General features: G+C 51.4%; 16 protein-coding genes. 9 read left to right on the forward strand and 7 right to left on the reverse strand.

What is annotated here, in order from left to right; genetic code table 11:
- Positions 1–66 precede the first annotated feature (66 nt).
- From coxB to HRH59_RS11610, 5 genes are read left to right on the forward strand one after another with little or no spacing between them, the layout of a single operon-like run.
- Complete coding sequence (coxB, locus tag HRH59_RS11590; RefSeq protein WP_173501427.1) at positions 67–1,461, forward strand: cytochrome c oxidase subunit II; 1,395 nt, start codon at positions 67–69, stop codon at positions 1,459–1,461.
- Positions 1,458–3,224 (forward strand): cytochrome c oxidase subunit I, encoded by a 1,767-nt coding sequence (locus tag HRH59_RS11595; RefSeq protein WP_173501428.1) that lies wholly within the window; start codon positions 1,458–1,460, stop codon positions 3,222–3,224. The genes coxB and HRH59_RS11595 overlap by 4 nt, the downstream gene beginning before the upstream one ends.
- Positions 3,221–3,886 carry a cytochrome c oxidase subunit 3 gene (locus HRH59_RS11600; RefSeq protein ID WP_173501429.1) on the forward strand — a complete coding sequence of 222 codons (666 nt, stop codon included), beginning with the start codon at positions 3,221–3,223 and terminating at the stop codon, positions 3,884–3,886. Before HRH59_RS11595 ends, HRH59_RS11600 begins: the two co-directional genes overlap by 4 nt.
- An 8-nt stretch (positions 3,887–3,894) precedes the next feature.
- Positions 3,895–4,572: a heme-copper oxidase subunit III family protein gene (locus tag HRH59_RS11605; protein WP_173501430.1), complete on the forward strand. Its 678-nt coding sequence runs from the start codon at positions 3,895–3,897 to the stop codon at positions 4,570–4,572.
- Between the two features lie 8 nt (positions 4,573–4,580).
- The gene (locus tag HRH59_RS11610) at positions 4,581–4,904 is read left to right on the forward strand and encodes a cytochrome C oxidase subunit IV family protein (RefSeq protein WP_173501431.1); all 324 of its coding nucleotides are present in this window, start codon (positions 4,581–4,583) and stop codon (positions 4,902–4,904) included.
- A 1-nt stretch (position 4,905) separates the two neighbouring features.
- On the opposite strand, the gene HRH59_RS11615 is transcribed toward HRH59_RS11610, so the two are convergent.
- From HRH59_RS11615 to HRH59_RS11630, 4 genes are all read right to left on the reverse strand, one after another.
- Complete coding sequence (locus HRH59_RS11615) at positions 4,906–5,466, reverse strand: CBS domain-containing protein (RefSeq protein WP_173501432.1); 561 nt, start codon at positions 5,464–5,466, stop codon at positions 4,906–4,908.
- Positions 5,467–5,553: 87 nt separating this feature from the next.
- On the reverse strand, positions 5,554–5,871 hold the full coding sequence (locus HRH59_RS11620; protein ID WP_173501433.1) for a hypothetical protein: 318 nt from the start codon (positions 5,869–5,871) through the stop codon (positions 5,554–5,556).
- 254 nt (positions 5,872–6,125) lie between these two features.
- Entirely contained in the window at positions 6,126–7,169 is a 1,044-nt protein-coding gene (gene cydB, locus HRH59_RS11625; RefSeq protein WP_173501434.1) for a cytochrome d ubiquinol oxidase subunit II, read from the reverse strand.
- Complete coding sequence (locus HRH59_RS11630; RefSeq protein WP_173501435.1) at positions 7,169–8,575, reverse strand: cytochrome ubiquinol oxidase subunit I; 1,407 nt, start codon at positions 8,573–8,575, stop codon at positions 7,169–7,171. The genes cydB and HRH59_RS11630 overlap by 1 nt, the downstream gene beginning before the upstream one ends.
- Before the next feature lie 279 nt (positions 8,576–8,854).
- On the opposite strand from HRH59_RS11630, the gene HRH59_RS11635 reads away from it, so the two are divergent.
- From HRH59_RS11635 to HRH59_RS11650, 4 genes are all read left to right on the forward strand, one after another.
- Positions 8,855–10,753: a sensor histidine kinase gene (locus tag HRH59_RS11635; protein WP_173501436.1), complete on the forward strand. Its 1,899-nt coding sequence runs from the start codon at positions 8,855–8,857 to the stop codon at positions 10,751–10,753.
- Positions 10,746–12,128, forward strand: coding sequence for a sigma-54-dependent transcriptional regulator (locus HRH59_RS11640; protein ID WP_173501437.1), 1,383 nt, complete (start codon positions 10,746–10,748; stop codon positions 12,126–12,128). Before HRH59_RS11635 ends, HRH59_RS11640 begins: the two co-directional genes overlap by 8 nt.
- An 83-nt stretch (positions 12,129–12,211) precedes the next feature.
- Positions 12,212–13,570: a sensor domain-containing diguanylate cyclase gene (locus tag HRH59_RS11645; protein WP_218573504.1), complete on the forward strand. Its 1,359-nt coding sequence runs from the start codon at positions 12,212–12,214 to the stop codon at positions 13,568–13,570.
- Between the two features lie 41 nt (positions 13,571–13,611).
- Positions 13,612–14,634 (forward strand): zinc-binding alcohol dehydrogenase family protein, encoded by a 1,023-nt coding sequence (locus HRH59_RS11650; protein WP_173501438.1) that lies wholly within the window; start codon positions 13,612–13,614, stop codon positions 14,632–14,634.
- Positions 14,635–14,679: 45 nt separating this feature from the next.
- On the opposite strand, the gene HRH59_RS11655 is transcribed toward HRH59_RS11650, so the two are convergent.
- From HRH59_RS11655 to HRH59_RS11665, 3 genes are read right to left on the reverse strand one after another with little or no spacing between them, the layout of a single operon-like run.
- The gene (locus tag HRH59_RS11655; RefSeq protein ID WP_173501439.1) at positions 14,680–15,825 is read right to left on the reverse strand and encodes a transglycosylase SLT domain-containing protein; all 1,146 of its coding nucleotides are present in this window, start codon (positions 15,823–15,825) and stop codon (positions 14,680–14,682) included.
- Entirely contained in the window at positions 15,822–16,397 is a 576-nt protein-coding gene (locus HRH59_RS11660) for an LPP20 family lipoprotein (RefSeq protein WP_173501440.1), read from the reverse strand. The genes HRH59_RS11655 and HRH59_RS11660 overlap by 4 nt, the downstream gene beginning before the upstream one ends.
- Positions 16,398–16,407: 10 nt before the next feature.
- A complete protein-coding gene (locus tag HRH59_RS11665; protein WP_173501441.1) occupies positions 16,408–17,445 on the reverse strand; it encodes a hypothetical protein in 1,038 nt (345 codons plus the stop codon).
- Positions 17,446–17,469: the final 24 nt, after the last annotated feature.

Below are 17,469 nucleotides of genomic sequence, written 5' to 3' on the forward strand. Positions count from 1 at the left end.
CATGGCCGCTTAACCAGCTTATCGTAAGCAGTACCCGTTCATTTTTCAGGTTAAGGATCACCGGGTATGGCCATTATTATTGTCCTTGTGCTGTTAGTGCTGGGCTCTGTTGTATTTCATTTTATCAGCCCTTGGTGGTTTACGCCGATAGCCTCAAATTGGCAGTCGATAGATACCACTATCAATATTACCTTCTGGGTTACCGGTTTTGTTTTTGTCGCGGTGAACTTGTTTTTAGCCTATGCCGTGTTTCGCTACCGCTTTAATACAAACCGCAAAGCGGATTATCAGCCGGAAAATAAAAAGCTGGAAAGCTGGCTAACAGTGTTTACCACGGTTGGTATTGTCGCCATGTTGGCGCCGGGGCTTTATGTCTGGGGTCAGTTTGTTGAGGTACCGGCCGATGCCACCGAAGTAGAAGCGGTCGGCCAGCAATGGCATTGGAGTTTTCGTTTGCCGGGTGAAGATAACATATTGGGCGAAGTTGACCCGCGCCTAATCAGCGACAGCAACCCGTTCGGCATTAATCCGGCCGACCCTGCCGGGCAAGACGATATCCTGGTGCAAAGTAACGAGTTGGTATTACCGCTTAATAAGCCGGTCAAAGTGCTGCTGCGCTCTAAAGACGTGCTGCATAATTTCGCTGTGCCGCAGTTTCGCGTAAAAATGGATTTAGTGCCGGGCATGGTGACGTACCTGTGGTTTACGCCTACGCGGCAAGGCCGCTTCGATATTATGTGTGAAGAGCTGTGCGGCGTGGCGCATTTTGCCATGCGCGGCAAAGTGCGGGTAATCGCAGAGCCGGAATACCAAAAGTGGCTGGCAGCACAGCCCACCTTTTTGCAAAGCCAAAACCGTTATGCCGGTGATGCACAGCTGGGCCGGACAATGTATCAGGTGTGTGCCGCTTGTCATGGCGCAGCAGGCGAGGGCAATACACAGTTAAATGCTCCGGCGCTGGCCGGCCAGAGTCGCTGGTATTTAAAACGCCAGTTGCAGCATTATCAGCAGGGCGTCCGCGGCAGTAGTGAAGGTGATCTATACGGCGCGCAAATGGTGGCGATGGCCAATATGCTGCAGGATGAGCAAACTCAGGCCAATGTGCTGAGCTTTATTGACAGCCTGCCAGCGCCGAAAATAAAACGCGCAGACGGTGATTTGCAACGCGGCCGCGCCTTATACCGCAATTGCAGCTATTGCCATGGTAGCCGCGCACAGGGCATGTATGCCATGAACGCCCCGGCATTAACCGCGCTTGATGCAAGCTATTTACGCCGGCAACTGGACTACTTTAAACAGGGGGTGCGCGGTAGCCATAACAGCGACTTTTATGGTGCCCAAATGCAACTGATGGCGCAGTCGCTGCACTCAGAGCAGGATTATGCCGCTGTTATCGCCTATATCGCTTCACTGTCTGACAGCGCCGGCAGTGAAAACGCAACGCTAAGGAGTGCGCCATGAGCCATATTGCGGTTACGGATCAGCCGGACGAATCGAAACATCCGCACAGCTTTATCACTAAATATGTCTGGAGCCAGGACCACAAAGTGATAGCCATCCAGTATGGCATCACCGCCATTTTTGTTGGTCTTATTGCGTTGGCATTGTCGGCGTTAATGCGTTTACAGCTGGGTTTTCCGGATACGTTTTCGTTTATCGACCCGGCAGCCTATCTGCAGTTCGTTACTATGCACGGCATGATAATGGTGATTTACCTGTTAACCGCATTGTTGCTCGGTGGCTTTGGTAACTACCTGATCCCACTGATGATTGGCGCCAGAGATATGGTTTTCCCGTACCTGAATATGCTCAGTTACTGGACTTACCTGCTGTCGGTTGTCGTGCTTCTGGCCAGTTTTTTTGTGGTTGGCGGCCCCACCGGTGCCGGCTGGACGCTGTATCCGCCGCAAGCTATTTTACCGGGCACTCCGGGCGCAGATGCCGGCATAGTGTTAATGCTGCTGTCGCTGGCGATTTTTATCGTCGCCTTCACCATGGGCGGGCTGAATTATGTCACCACCATTTTGCAGGCCCGCACCAGAGGCATGACGTTAATGCGCATGCCGCTGACTATTTGGGGCATTTTTATCGCTACCATTTTAGGTTTGCTGGCGTTTCCGGCACTGTTGGTCAGCGCCATTATGATGCTGCTGGATAAAGTGGCCGGTACCAGCTTTTTTATGCCGGCGTTGTTATCACTGGGCGAGCAACTGGATTACAGCGGCGGCAGTCCGATTTTATTTCAGCATCTGTTTTGGTTTTTTGGTCACCCTGAAGTGTACATCGTGGCTTTACCGGCCTTTGGTATGGTGTCAGATGTGCTGGCCACCCATGCGCGCAAAAATATCTTTGGTTATCGCATGATGGTATGGGCCATAGTGGCGATTGGTGGCTTGAGTTTTGTGGTGTGGGCGCATCATATGTACGTTAGCGGTATGAACCCGTATTTCGGCTTTTTCTTCGCCACCACTACCCTGATTATCGCCGTACCTACCGCGCTTAAAGTGTACAACTGGGTGCTGACTTTATGGCGCGGCAATATTCATCTCACTACACCGATGTTATTTGCCATCGGCTTTATTTTTACTTTTGTGCATGGTGGTTTAACCGGCTTGTTCCTTGGCAATGTGGTGGTGGATTTGCCGTTGTCAGATACCTATTTTGTCGTGGCGCACTTTCATATGGTAATGGGGGTGTCGCCAATCATGGTGTTGTTCGCCGCTATTTATCATTGGTTTCCTAAAGTGACCGGGCGCTTTTTACACGAAGGCTGGGGTAAATTTCATTTTTGGGCCACGTTTCTCGGCACCTATGCCGTGTATTTGCCAATGCATTATCTGGGGTTTCTGGGGGTTCCGCGGCGTTACTTTGCCATCAGCGGCAGCGACTTTATCCCCGAGTCGGCGCAGTCGCTTAATGCCGGCATTACTGTGTCGGCCATTATAGTGGGTGTAGTACAACTGGTATTTATTGCCAACCTGATATGGAGTTTACGCAACGGTAAGCCGGCCGGCAGTAATCCATGGCAAGCGACTACGCTGGAATGGCAAACCGAGCATACGCGGCCAGGGCACGGTAACTGGGGCAAAACGGTACCGGTAGTGTATCGCTGGGCTTATGATTACAGTGTGCCGGGTGTAAAAGCCGATTTTATTCCGCAAAACGTGCCGAATGAGCAGTTGGAGTTTACTGACGAGCAGTTATACCGGGAGTCTCAACAATGAGTGTAATCAGCCGATTGCGGGAAAAACCCTGGCTGGCTCACGCTGCCGGCATGGATCCGGCGTTACAGGCAACGCCTGAACGCTGGCCACAGCGCACCGCTTTGTTGTTTATGCTGGCTATCAGTACCGTGCTGTTTTTTCTGTTTACCATTACTTTTTTAGGCCGCACTCAGCTGCCGGATTTTCAGGCGCTGGCGGGTGAGCCGTGGCAACCGCTAACCAATCCTGCGCTGCTGTGGCTCAATACCTTATGGCTGTTGCTCAGCAGTGCGGCTATGCAGTTGGCACTATGGCAGTCAAGGCGGTTGCGGCAAAAAGTCAGCCCCTGGTTGGCGCTGGCCACCTTGCTGCTGTTGCTGTTTTTAGCCGGACAATGGCAGCTGTGGCAGCAGTTATTGGCACAAGGCTATGCGCTGCGGACTAATCCGGCTAACAGTTACTTTTACTTGTTTACCGCCGTGCATGGTTTGCATTTACTTGCCGGGGTGCTGGCGCTGGCTAAAGTATGGTGGCAGCGCCGTACGCCTGTGCAATTTAGCCGCAGTTTGCAGCTATGCACCACCTATTGGCATTTTTTGTTTGTGGTGTGGTTGTTGCTGTTTGCGCTGTTAACCAGCTCAGCCGATACCTACAACACCCTTGCTGCTTTGTGCGGCTTTTGAGGTGAAACATGACACCTGACAGCAACAACATTAGCAACGCCGGGAGCGGTTGGCCATCGGTGATTAGCGATTGGAGCGCAGATAAAGAAGCCTTCCGTATGCCGTGGGGCAAGCTGATGATGTGGATTTTTCTGCTGGGTGATACTTTTATCTTCAGTATATTTCTGGTTGGCTATATGAATGTGCGGATGTCGACCACCGTTGCATGGCCCAATACCAGCGAGGTGTTTGCCTTAACGGTAGCCGGCCAGCATATTCCGTTGTTATTAATCGCCATTATGACTTTTGTCTTGATCACCAGCAGCGGCACTATGGCTATGGCCGTGAACTATGCCTATCGTGGGGCACGCAAAGCCACATTCTGGTTAATGGTTGTAACCGCGATACTGGGGGCCTTGTTTGTAGCGATGCAGGCTTTTGAGTGGAGCAAACTGATTTCCGATGGTGTGCGGCCCTGGGGTAATCCGATGGGGGCAGCTCAGTTTGGCGCGGCGTTTTTTATGATCACCGGTTTTCATGGCCTGCATGTCAGTGCCGGCGTAATTTACCTGTTGGTGATTGCCAACCGGGTACGTAAAGGATACTACGAAAAGAAAGGCTATGACATCGTCGAAATTGCCGGCTTGTATTGGCACTTTGTTGACCTGGTGTGGGTGTTTATTTTCGCCTTCTTCTACTTATGGTGAGGTGCGTTATGGCACAGAGTGTAAATCAGCAGCACCCAATCAGCCTGTATTTAAAAATCTGGGGCTGGTTGTTTGTGCTTAGCAGTATGTCGTATATGGTGGATTATCTGCAATTACAGGGCGGCTTGCGTTGGGGCCTGATTTTGCTGTTTATGCTGCTCAAAGCCGGCTTAATTGTCAGCATTTTTATGCATGTGGCGTGGGAGCGCCCGGCGGTAAAGTTGCTGTTGTTCTTACCGCCGTTGGCAATTTTGATACTGATAGCGTTAATGGCTATTGAGGCTAATTACACTTTTTTATCCCGGCTGGTGTTTTTCAGCCAACCGGGATAGCTCAGGCGGTCAAGCTGTCAAAAATGTGTAAAAAAGTGGGGGCTTGTTGAATATGTAGCTGCATTTTTAAACGCCGTGCAATATCCTGGGCACTGATCACACCACGAATTTGGTGTGACTCACGATCTACCACTACACAATGTTGCTCACCGCTGGATTGCAGCGTGTTTACTACGTCGGCAATACTGCAGTGTTTCAGCTGTTGATAAGCCAGTGCTTTAATACGCTCACGCGGGCGCATTAAATCTGCCACTTTAATATCATCACGACTGTCACCAAAGGCAACCCGACGCATAATGGCTTGATCAGAAAGCTGCTCCAGGTGAAGCAGGCCCACCATTTCACCGTCATTATCTACGACCAGTTTTAGTTTGGCTTGTTCCTGCTGCATCATTTCCAGCGCATCGCGCGCTGAGCTGGTGCTGCTGATCATATTCGGCTGGCTGTGTTTAAAGTCGGTTACGACATGTAGTGCAGGTGAACTTAAGGTGGTGCCGTCAAAGTCGTCCGGTTGCACTAAATGATCAATGGCTTCTACAGGGTATAATGCTAATGTTTTCATGGTCTTTCCTCGGGTGCCGGTACGCAGAGGCCATACCGGTTTTGATAATAAATAATGAGTGTGAGCAGCAGTGCTACTCTGCAAAACTTAAAGTGAGGAAGTTACCGGTGGAGCACGCGCCTGCAATGACAGCAGGAAATAGCGTGAAGAAAGTGTCTTCCCGCCGTTGTAACTGTTTAGGTACAGTGGCAGGCTGTATTTAAATGCAATAGTGGGCAGGGCGGGGTGTTGTTCTTCGCCGGCATCTTGTTCGGTATTAAACGTCGTTTGGTGCAATACCGGAGTGATAGCCTGTAGCTGGGTTTCTGCCATTGGAGATAAGCGTTTATCGTGCACCGCGAAAGCTTGCGGCATACACAATAAGCTTAAATACAACAATATGGCAAAACTACTTAGCCAGCGCATAAACCCTCGTTACCTTAAAACATGGCAGCGTATAACACACTGCGTCAAATGATAATGAGCGCTTGTACCGCCCCCCGCAAGGGGGCTGCTGTAAAAACAGCCGTTAAATGCGATTAACAGCAGGTTTTGGCCGACATTTTGCGGTTATATACCCGCCAGCAGCGATTTTAGCAGCAGTGCTACCAGCGTTAGGCTGCATAAACCGGCCAGATACAATAGTACAAACCAGACAATTTTTGGCAGCGGGCGCTTCATCAGTAGCCCTCCTCAAAGTCTTCTACCTTACCGCGGAAGATATGATAACCCCACAGTGTGTAGGCAAGGATTAGCGGTACGAAAATCAGCACACCCGGTAACATAAAGCTTAAGCTGGCATCTGGTGCGGCTGCGGTGTAAAAACTCAGTTGCCGTGGCAACAGGTAAGGGAACAAACCAACCACCAGCCCGGCAAAAGCCAGTAAAAACAAGCTGGCAGCCAACCAGAAAGGCCTGCTTTCATGGCGGCGGTTGATATCGTTGTCGGCGGCAAACTGGCGCTGTACGCGGCCTAAATCGCGAAACAATAAGCGGGCGGCCAACAGCGCCAAAAGCGGCAGCAGCATTAATAGCAAAGTGTGTGTGCCGCCAAACCAGCGCTGGCGTATCTCCGGTTGCAGCCACAATGTCCACAGGCTAACCAGCAGCATCGACAGCATAACAAACAACAGCAGGCGCTGGCCGTAACGGGCAGCTTTTTGCTGAATGTCGCCACGGCTTTTCATTGTCAGATAAGTGCAGGCCAGCAGCGCATAACCGGCCATAACGGCAAGCCCGGTAAACAGGCTGAACGGTGTTACCCACTGTAAACTGGACAGCGTGATACTGTTGCTGTCGACCCCCTGTACCAACACGCCCAGCATTAAACCCTGGCAAAAGGCGGCCAGGCTGGAACCGATAGCAAAAGCGCGGTTCCACCACTGGCGTGAGGTGTTAGATTTAAAGCGGTATTCAAAGGCGACACCACGGAAAATTAAGCCGATTAACATCAGCATAATCGGCAGGTATAACAATGATGCAATAGCGGCATAGGCCGGCGGAAAGGCGCCAAACAGGATAACGCCGCCAAATACCAGCCAGGTTTCGTTGCCGTCCCAGACATGAGAAATAGAGCGCATCAGGTGGTCGTGCTCGGCATCGGTGTTAAACCACGGATACAAAATGCCGATGCCTAAATCAAAGCCATCCAGCAGCACATACATCAGAATAGCAAAGCCCAATAGCAGGAAGTAAAACAGCGGTAAACCCAATTGTAATTCCATCAGTTTTGCTCCTGTCCCGGTTTAATCTGTTTGGCTAATGCCACTGCATAGCCTGCAGCTTTTACGCCGATAAGTTGTTGCTGCAGTTGCTCAGTGGAAGGCGGGCCTTTACGGATTAATTTGCGCATAAAATACAGATAGACGCCAAATAATAAACTGTACGTCAGCACAAACAGCGTAAGAGAAAACAGCACCCGCTCGGCCGGCAGCGGCGATACTACATCCATAGTGCGTACCAAGCCCTGCACCAGCCAGGGCTGGCGGCCCGTTTCCACCACATACCAGCCGGCCAGTACCGCCAGTACACCAGTGGGTGCCAGATAGCTGCAGGTGGTCAAAAACCAGCGACTTTGATACAGCTTGCCACGCCAACGCAGATAAGCGCCGGTTAAGGCGACCAGAATCATCAGTACGCCGATGCCCACCATCACGCGAAATGAGAAAAACACCATGGCGACATTCGGCCGTTCATCCGCCGGTACGGCTTTTAACCCCATCAGTTCGCCATCCGGGTCGTGAGTTAAAATCAGGCTGGCCAGTTTGGGAATAGCAATTTCAAAATGGTTTTTTTCTGCCGCCTGGTCCGGAATAGCAAACAGCAGCAGCGGTGCGCCGGCTTCACGTTCCGGCCAAATGCCTTCCATAGCGGCTAGCTTAACCGGCTGATGTTCCTTAACATTCAGGCCGTGCAGGTCACCCACGTAGGCTTGTAGCGGAGTTAAAATCAGTGCCAGCCACAAGGTCATCGACAAGCCTTTGCGGGCCATGGTTTTGTGTTCGGTATGCAGCAATTGCCATGCACTGGTTGCCAGCACTACAAAGGTGGCAGTGATAAAGGCCGCTAACAGCATATGGCTGAAACGGTAGGGCATGGACGGGTTAAATATTACTTCCCACCAGCTGCTGACATGGAATACGCCGTCAACAATAATATGTCCGGCCGGGGTATGCATCCAGGAGTTAGCGGCGATGATCCAAAATGCTGAGATCCAGGTGCCGACAGCTACTACCACTGTCGCGAAGAAATGCAGTTTGGGCCCCACCCGTTGCCAGCCAAACAGCATAATACCGAGAAAGCCGGCTTCAAGAAAAAACGCTGTTAATACTTCATAGGCCATTAGCGGCCCCAGTACCGCGCCGGTAATGCGGGAGAATTCTGAGAAGTTGGTGCCGAACTCATACGACAACACTATGCCGGATACCACCCCCATACCAAAGGTAATGGCAAATGGCTTGATCCAGAACTTGGCGAGTTGCAGATACACCGGTTTACCGGTTTTTAACCACAGGCCTTCCCAAATGGCAATTAAGGTCGCCAGACCAATGGTGATAGACGGGAAAATAATATGAAAGCTAACGGTAAAAGCAAACTGTAAGCGTGATAACAGTGCGGTATCCAACTCCATATCAGCGTCTCCGTTGTTGTAAATAACACCAGGCGGCAGGTGCCAGCGCGGTGGCAATCATCAGGCCCAGGGCCAGTACTTCAGTTATTAACACGCTGCTATTCATAAAGCTCTCTCACTGCTGTTCAAACTAACGCCTGTTAAGCTATAGCAAAATACTGACCAGGTTTACAGGTTAAAGTTATCTGTATGATATTCATCGTTTTATATTTTTAACTTGAGCTTGTTGTAAACAAGGTTTACGATTGTGGTCTGACTTGTGCGTAAACAGAGTTTACAGTGGAATTATCATTACTGTTTGAGATCAGCATGTTACTTACCAGCGCCTGCGCCGTGTTGCTGGCCGGCTGGTTATTGTGGCAGGGGCAGCGCCAGCGCGCTATGCCGGCATTGGCCGGTTTTGCCGCCATGATGGCGCTGTGGTGTGCCGGGCATATTGCCATAGTGCAGCAATGGCCGGTGTTGGGCATAGCGTTAGTGTTGGCTAATCCTTTGATGCCCATGTTTTTTTTACATTTTGCGGTGCAGTTTGTCGCCGATGGTAGCAAGCCACTGCCGGCGTGGTTGCAACGGGGCAAGCTGCTGCCGGTATTGTACGGCGTAACCGGCAGTATCATTCTGCTGAGTTGGCTTGGCGGCGGTGGTAAGGTGATTAGCAGCAGCGGTTTCAGTGCATTTTTTGTGTTTCAGGGCATTGGCTGGCTGAATTTGCTCTACACCGTGCTGCTGGGTATCGCCGCGCATCTCATATTGTGGCAGGGCTGGCGCATACACAGCGGCAATAAACGCCGCTCTATAGTGGCGATGTTTCTGGCCGGCGGCTGGGGCTTGTTGCTGGCGACCAGTTTTGTCTTTCCGTCGCTGGGACTGAACTGGTACCCGTATCCGATGCTGTTGCTGCCCAGTTATTTACTGCTGCTGGTGTACGGTGTGGTGCGGTATCAGGTGCTGGCTATTAATGCTTTTGCCAATAAAGCGCTGTTGTGGCTGGGTATGCTGCTGTTAGTGTTGGCGTTGATGGCGCTGGTCAGTGCCTTGCTGGGCCAGTTGGGCATGCAGGCACTGTCTGCAGTGCCGGCCAGTCAGCTTTGGTTGTATTCTGCGTTGTTGTTGTTGCTGTCTGCTGCTTGTTATCAGCCCTTGTCACAATTAGCGCGGCGGTTGATTTACCCAGGCGGACAGCTGGATGAGAGCTTGCTGGCACATTGGCGTGCAGAATTACAGCAAGCACAAAGCTGGCAAGAGTTAGCGCTGCGGGCCGGTAATTTGCTGTCCGCCAGATTGCGCCGCGAGGTGAGTGTGCAACTGCCGGCAGCCGGCGACACCGCCACCGGTTTACATATTTTGTGCCGGCGTGATAGCAGTGGCTGGCAGTATCAGTTAACCGGGTGGGACGACGTGACACCAGGCTACCGCTTACAGGGAGAGGTGTTTGCCGCTTTACTACTCAGCAGTTGCCGCATTTTAGAGCAATCGTTAAAGTTGGCTGACGCCGAGCGCAAGCGACTGGATCAGCAACACCTGGTTGAGTTGGGTGCCTTGTCGGCCGCTATGGCACACGAGCTGCGTAACCCGCTGAATATTATTGCGATGGCCGCCGCCACTACGCCGGCAGAAACACGCGGCCATATCCAACAACAACTGAAACGGGCCGATCGCCTGATTGCTGATTTGCTCAGCTATTCCGGACAATTACAGTTGCAGTGCAGCCGGTTGCCGTTAAAGCCCTTGTTGCAAACTATTCTGAGCCAGCAGGACTGGCAAGGTGTGCAATGCCAGCTTAAGGTGCCGGATGGCCTGACACTATACGCCGACAGTTACCGCGTACAACAGGTACTGATAAACCTGACCGACAATGCGCTGGCATTTTGCCGCAACCAGGCACAAGCGCAGATCTGTATTGAAACACAGCACGACAACGGCGACATTTTGCTGTACGTGCATAACAACGGCCCCGCCATTATGCCGCAGCAGCATAACAGCTTGTTTCAACCTTTTGTCAGTAAGCGTGCCGGTGGCAGTGGCCTGGGCCTGGCCATAGTGCGGCGTATTATGCAGGCGCATGGTGGCGACGTTTGCCACCGCACAGATCTGGGTTGGCCGGTAAGTTTTGAACTGAAATTTAAGCAACAACCCTCAGCGCTGAGTACTCAAATACAGGACAACATAAATGACTAACGGCAGAATTTTACTGGTGGACGACGAGCCGGCATTTCGTCAGTTGGCGCAAAGCTGGCTCAGCCAGAGTGGTTATCAGGTAGAAACTGCAGCCGACCTTGCTGCGGCGCGCCTGCAGCTTAGCCGCTTTGACGCTGATTTAATTTTGTTAGATTTATCTTTGCCACCGTTATTCGACCCACAGCATACACTGCAGGCATTAGCCGAATTCAGCCGCCGGCCGGTGATTATTCTTACCGGCCATGCTGAGCGCCAGTTGGCGCTGGATGCTATCGCACTGGGCGCCTGGGATTTTATTGCCAAACCGGTCGACCCGGATTTACTGGCGGTGGTGATAAAGCGCGCGCTGAATAAGCATCAGTTAGATACCGAATTACAACAACTGAAGCAGCAACAACAAACCGATACCGGCTTGCAGCGTTTAATCGGTGTGTCGCCGGCTATGACGGCCATGCGCAGCCTGATCCAACGTATTGCCCCCACCGATGTACGGGTGCTGGTTACCGGGCCGTCGGGTACCGGTAAAGAAGTGGTATCGCGGGCACTGCATGACCTGAGCCGGCGCGCCGGCGCGCCTTTTGTTTCGGTGCACTGTGGTGCTATACCTGCTGAGCTGCTGGAGAGCGAGCTGTTCGGTTATGTTAAAGGCGCCTTTACCGGCGCCGACAAAGACCGGCCGGGTTTATTAAAACTGGCCGACAACGGCACCTTGTTTCTCGATGAAATTGGTGAAATGCCGCTGCCCATGCAGGTAAAGCTGTTACGGGTGCTGCAAGAGGGCACGTATTTTCCGGTAGGGGGGCGTGAGCAGCATAAAATTGATGTACGGCTTATTTCTGCTACCAATGCCAACTTGCCGCAGCTGGTGCAAAAAGGCCTGTTTCGCGAAGACTTATACTACCGCATCAAAGGCATCACCCTGGACACTGTGGCGCTGGCAGAACGGCGCCAGGACATACCGCTGCTACTGCAGTTCTTTCTGGAGCAGCTGCAGCGCCAACATGGCCAATTGCTTAAACTGGACAGCACAGCGCTAAGCTGGTTTTTACAACGTGACTGGCCCGGCAATATCCGCGAGCTGAAAAACACGCTTGAGAGCGTGGCAGCAGTGGCGCAGGGCGGCGTGATCAGCATGGCAGATATCAGCCTATTGCACCCGGAAGCGGTGGCTGCGGCTACTGCGGTACCAGAGGCGGTGACAGAGTCGTTGTTATTAGACCCTGCAGTACAACAACTGGAGATTCGCTTGATAACACGGGCGATGCAGCAAACCGGCGGTAATAAAACCCGCGCCGCATCGCTGTTGGGGTTGTCCAGACAAGGCTTGTTAAAAAAGTTGCAACGATACCAGCTCACTTATGCACAAATGCCCTAACCACAGCGCTATCTGCTGTCACAAGGCAGTGATGAAGCGCTATACTCAATTTAGCCGTAGTAACCATAATACAGGGAACAGTAGTGGCAGATTTATTTGACCGCGGCGAGTACAGAGTGCATACCAAACTGGCATTGGCGATAGCGGCAATAATGTTGTTTGCTGCCTTACTGTTGCACCGGCAGTTGGCTTTGCCGTTGCCGGAAATTAAACCTTTTCTACCCATGTATGCCAGCTGCATTATTTTACTTGAGGGCCTTACCGGCTACCTGTTGCTGTCGCAGTTTATCAGCAGCCGGCAATGGCATCTGGGCATTTTGGCATCGGCTTATTTATTGCTTATTCCGCTGGTTGCCATCCAGCTGCTGGTGTTCCCGGGCGTGTTTTCCGCCAGTGGTTTATTAAATGCCGGCCAGCAAAGTGCAGTCTGGATCTGGGTGTTTTGGCATGGTGGTTTTCCGGCGCTGATTTTGTTGGCTTTATTGGTTGAGCGCGGAGCAAAACAGCGCACTGTGCCTGTTGCCGATGTCCGGTTATGGACGCTTAACTTTGCTTTGCTGCCGTTGTTGCTGGGTATAGCGTTGGCGCTACTGGCGACCTGGTTCAGCCATAACCTGCCGGTGTTGATCAGCAGCCACAGTTATCAGCAGTTAGTGCACAGCCCTTTCGCGATACTGGTGTGGCTGGTTAATATTGCAGCGTTGTTGTGGATGTTGCAACGCAGCCGCAAGGGTGGTGTGATGCATATTTGGCTCAGTCTGGCGCTGTTTGCCAGCTTACTGGATGTTACTTTGACGTTACTGGCCGGTGCGCGTTACAGTGTCGGTTGGTATGCCGCCAGAGTCAGCAGCACAGTATCAGCGACGGTATTGCTCGGTGTATTGTTATGGGAAATTAATAAGCTGTATATTAATACCCAAAGAGCGAATGAACTGCTGTACGAGCAATCGATGCAAGATGGCCTGACCGGCGTATTTAACCGGCGCTTTCTTGATCAACGCTTAGGTAAAGAGCTGCAGTTGGCCGCGCAGCGGCAAGTGCCGGTCGCCGTATTGTTGTTGGATGTCGACCATTTTAAGCGTTTTAATGACCACTATGGCCATGCCGCGGGCGATGCCTGTCTGCGTATGGTGGCGGCAACGATACAGGGCAGTTTAAAGCGGCCGGCAGATTTTGTTGCCAGGTATGGTGGTGAAGAGTTTGCTGTTGTTCTGCCGGACACCGATAGCAGTGGTGCGCTTAAAGTAGCGCAGCGTTTATGTCGCAGAATCAGTGCCATACGCTTGCAACATGCGGCTGATACTGTCAGTGTTACCGTAAGTATCGGGCAGGCATTATGGCAGCCCGGCAGCGGTGAACGTGCGGCAGATGTGATGGCGCGTTCCGATAAAGCACTGTATTGTGCCAAAGATACCGGGCGAAACCGGGTCGTTGTGCTGTAGCCGTTTTCAGCACAAGAATATAAATAATTAAGGGCAAGACAATGAAAGCAGTAGGCTATCAAACCTCATTACCGGCTACAGATCCGCAGGCATTATTGGACATAGAGCTGCCTGAGCCGGTGGCGACAGGGCGCGATATTCTGGTGCGGGTGCAGGCCGTTTCGGTGAACCCGGTGGATACCAAAGTGCGTCAACGGTCGCAACCTGAACCGGGCCAATACAAGGTGCTGGGCTGGGATGCTGCCGGCGAAGTGGTGGCAGTTGGTGAAGACGTTACTGCGTTTAAAGCCGGTGACAAAGTATTCTATGCCGGTTCGTTAACCCGACCCGGCAGCAACAGTGAGCTGCAATTAGTCGATGAGCGCATCGTAGCACTGATGCCGGACAACCTCAGCTTTGCTGAAGCGGCTGCATTGCCGTTAACCGCGATTACCGCCTGGGAGTTGCTATTCGACCGGTTGGAAATACAACAAGCCAGTTTAAAGCATCCGCGACCGGTATTATTGGTTACCGGTGCTGCCGGCGGTGTCGGCTCGGTTCTGCTACAGTTAGCCCGTAAGCTGACCACGGTAACCGTAATCGCCACGGCGTCCAGGCCTGAAACACGGCAATGGGTAACTGAGCTGGGTGCACACTATGTGCTGGATCACAGCCAGCCATTATTACCGCAGCTAAAAGCACTGGATCTAAGCTGTGTCAGCCACGTTGCCAGCCTTACCCATACTGAGCAGCATTATGCTGAAATGGTAGAAATGCTGGCGCCACAGGGCAAGTTGGCGCTGATTGATGATCCGGCCGGTGGTATTGATATTATGCCACTGAAGCAAAAGAGTATTTCGCTGCACTGGGAGTTTATGTTTACCCGCGCTATGTTTGGCACACCGGATATGAATGCGCAGCACCAGTTGCTAACCGATTTAGCACGGCTGATTCAGCAGGGGCAAATTAAAACTACCTTAAAACACACGGCCGGCAGCATTAACGCTGCTAACCTGCGCGCTGCGCATCAGTTGCTGGAAAGCGGCAAGGCGATTGGTAAGGTGGTATTGGAAGGTTGGCAGTAAAGGCGTAACAGAGTTTCGGGGGCGATTTAACGGCCCCCTGTTATATTACATTTGATATTGCGGTATTGCGGCGGTTACTTTCTGCAAGTATTTGCGTGTTTCTTCGTAAGGTAATTCGTTAACCAGGCGCTGATAAACTTGTTCCGGCGTAAGCTCATTAATGATATTTACCGCTTCAGCTATTCGTTTTTCACCTTTTGGGTGGAATACAGAGGCGACATTCCCTGCACCGGTGTTGTAAGCGGCGATAGCACAGTACAATCTGCTGGTTGGGTGTTTAATTTCTGCCAGGTAGGTGCTGTCAAGAATGCTGAGATAAGCGCTGCCAAACTTAATATTATCGTCAGTTTTAAAGAGTTGCTCTGCACTGGGTGCTTGTTTACGCTTAAATATCCTGGTATTGACGTCTTTACCTGCGCTTTCAGGCACAATTTGCATTAAGCCAAAAGCCGGTACCGGTGATTGCGCCAGTGGATTAAAGCTGGATTCAACCTGCATAATCGCCAGTAGTACCGCCCGGTCCAAATTATACAATTTGGCTTGCTGCTGCGCTATTGGCTGATACTGCTGTGCCCGGCGTTGATAAATGTTTTTGCCATCCAGGCGGATGGTAACGCGTTTTACCCGTTTACTGCTGGCGTCATTGCTGACAGTGTTATCAGAGTTTTGCTCAGCAACGGCGGTTCTGGTAGCGGTAACACTGACATTTTCAACCTTAGTGTCATGCACAGGCAGAAGCTGGCCGGTTTGTAGTTCCGGCATCAGCGCCTGCGCCAGGGTTCGGGTGTCCTGAATGCTCACCCCTTGCAGTAGCGGATCGTCAGAACTAATTTGCCCAATGCTGCGGTTGACCAACTGCAGCGCTTGTTGCTGCAGTTGGTCGGTACTGCTGCTATTTTCATCCGCAAGCACTTCTATCCGAATTTCCTGTAAACCGAAATCAATGACCGTCTTTTGGCTGAGATCATCAGAATAGGTCACATAAGTGTCCTGATCTGATAACTCACTGCCGCTACCCCATTGCTGCTCTACTTTCTGTTTAAAAGCCTGATAGCGCTGCAGGTAAGCTGCACTGAATGATTCGTAGCGCTGCAGGTGCTGCGCTTTCCACGTCTCGTAGTCTGCTTGTTGGGCGTTACTCATGCCGCAGCCAAGTAGCAAAATCCAGAACGGCCATTGTTTTGATTTCACTTTATTTTCTCCGCTACATCATCCAGTGCAGTATCTGCCTCCTGCAGCAGGAATTTTCGGTATAGCTCGGGGTTCTCCTGATCAACAGTCTGGCTCAGCAACTTGTCCAGGTTTTCTTTGTAGGCTGCATCATTAATACCTACCAGCACATATAAACCGCCGGTTGGGCTGATCTGAGTGCGATAGGTACGGCTAAATACCAGTTCCATGGCGGTAACGCTTTTTTGTATCCGCTGTATGGTATCGGTCGACAAAGCTTGTTGATTTGTCAGTTGCTCATCTGTCACTCTGGATAAGCGTGCTTTAACATCTGAACTGAAGGACGCCGCAAGGCGGTTTCTGGCCTCTGCTTCGGCCACATCTTTCATCATACCCGGGCCGGAAGCCAGTTTGGCAGAATATCCCACTGCTTGCATAACCACGCCTTCAGCCGGTTGGTCACAAATCCAACTGGGCGCATTTGTAGTTGGTGCATCCGGATAGGTACAACTGTCGTAACTGATCTTCTTATCGGTGGAGGCACAAGCGCTTAGTAACAGCGCCGAACACGCTACTGCAATATAATTTTTCATACCGGGGTCCTTAGAATAATGTCATGCTTTTATGGCAGCTACCCAGCAAGGAGTAGTAACCCTCCGGACAGCGGTCATGCTCTATTTTTACTACATCGCCCAACATCAGCTTATTAATTTCGTCTGCTTTTTTAACAAGGACATAAGAGCCATTGCCATCAATAGTATTGGTGACCTCGCCGCTGGTTAGCAACACTTCTTCAACTGTTTGTTCCTTTGTAAGCGGATTAGTGCGCATTTCACGGCGATAGAAATTCACCTTCATACCCTCTTTGGCGCCTTTAATGCTGCTTAGCGTGGTGCGGAACAAGGCCTTGTTTTGATCGCCCGGCACCTGACGTCTTTCAATCACGTAGTAAGGCGGCACCAACTCGTTTAGTAATTTAAATTGATTTTCCACAATGGCAGTATTAGTGGCACCGGCAATCAAACCTTCAGCACTGGCCGTTGAGATAGGGCAATTGCTGTTGTTGGTTTCAGTGCTGCTGGTAGCTGAGCCCTCGAAGTCATAGGTGCCAATCGGGATCATGTCCGGTAAACGATAAGCCCGCACGTGCATTTTAGTCTTGCCTTTGAAGTCACACTCGGCCGGCGACGTATGGCGCTCACCATCTTTATCTGTCCAACTGCGGCGTTCACTAAAAGAGCTGCTCAGATCGGCGTTAACGACTTTAACCATAACGGCGATGTCAGCAGCTTGTAAGCCTGATGTGCGGTATTTACCGGTTTTTTCTGCAACCAGCAATTCACTGCGCATTTTTGCGGCTATATCGCGTTCAATTACGGTATTACCGGCTTTGAGTAATGCTTGCTCCAGGCTGGCATAGCCGTTAGCTGCGGCAATGGCGTGTAGTTGTTCACTCATCTCAAATGGCAACAGCACCACTTTTTGCTCTTGCTTCAGTTCATCTGCAGTAGGTGCCATCGGCGCCATAGGAATGTTAACAACAGCTGCCGAGCTTACCTGCGGTGCGCCACCATTAAGTCCACAGCCAGCCAGTAACGACGCTGCAAGTGCAGCAACAGCGAATTTTTGTTTTGTAGTCATCAATGATGTCCTTATTTACGGTAA

This window comes from Rheinheimera lutimaris, from assembly GCF_013283795.1.
Lineage (GTDB): Bacteria > Pseudomonadota > Gammaproteobacteria > Enterobacterales > Alteromonadaceae > Alishewanella > Alishewanella lutimaris.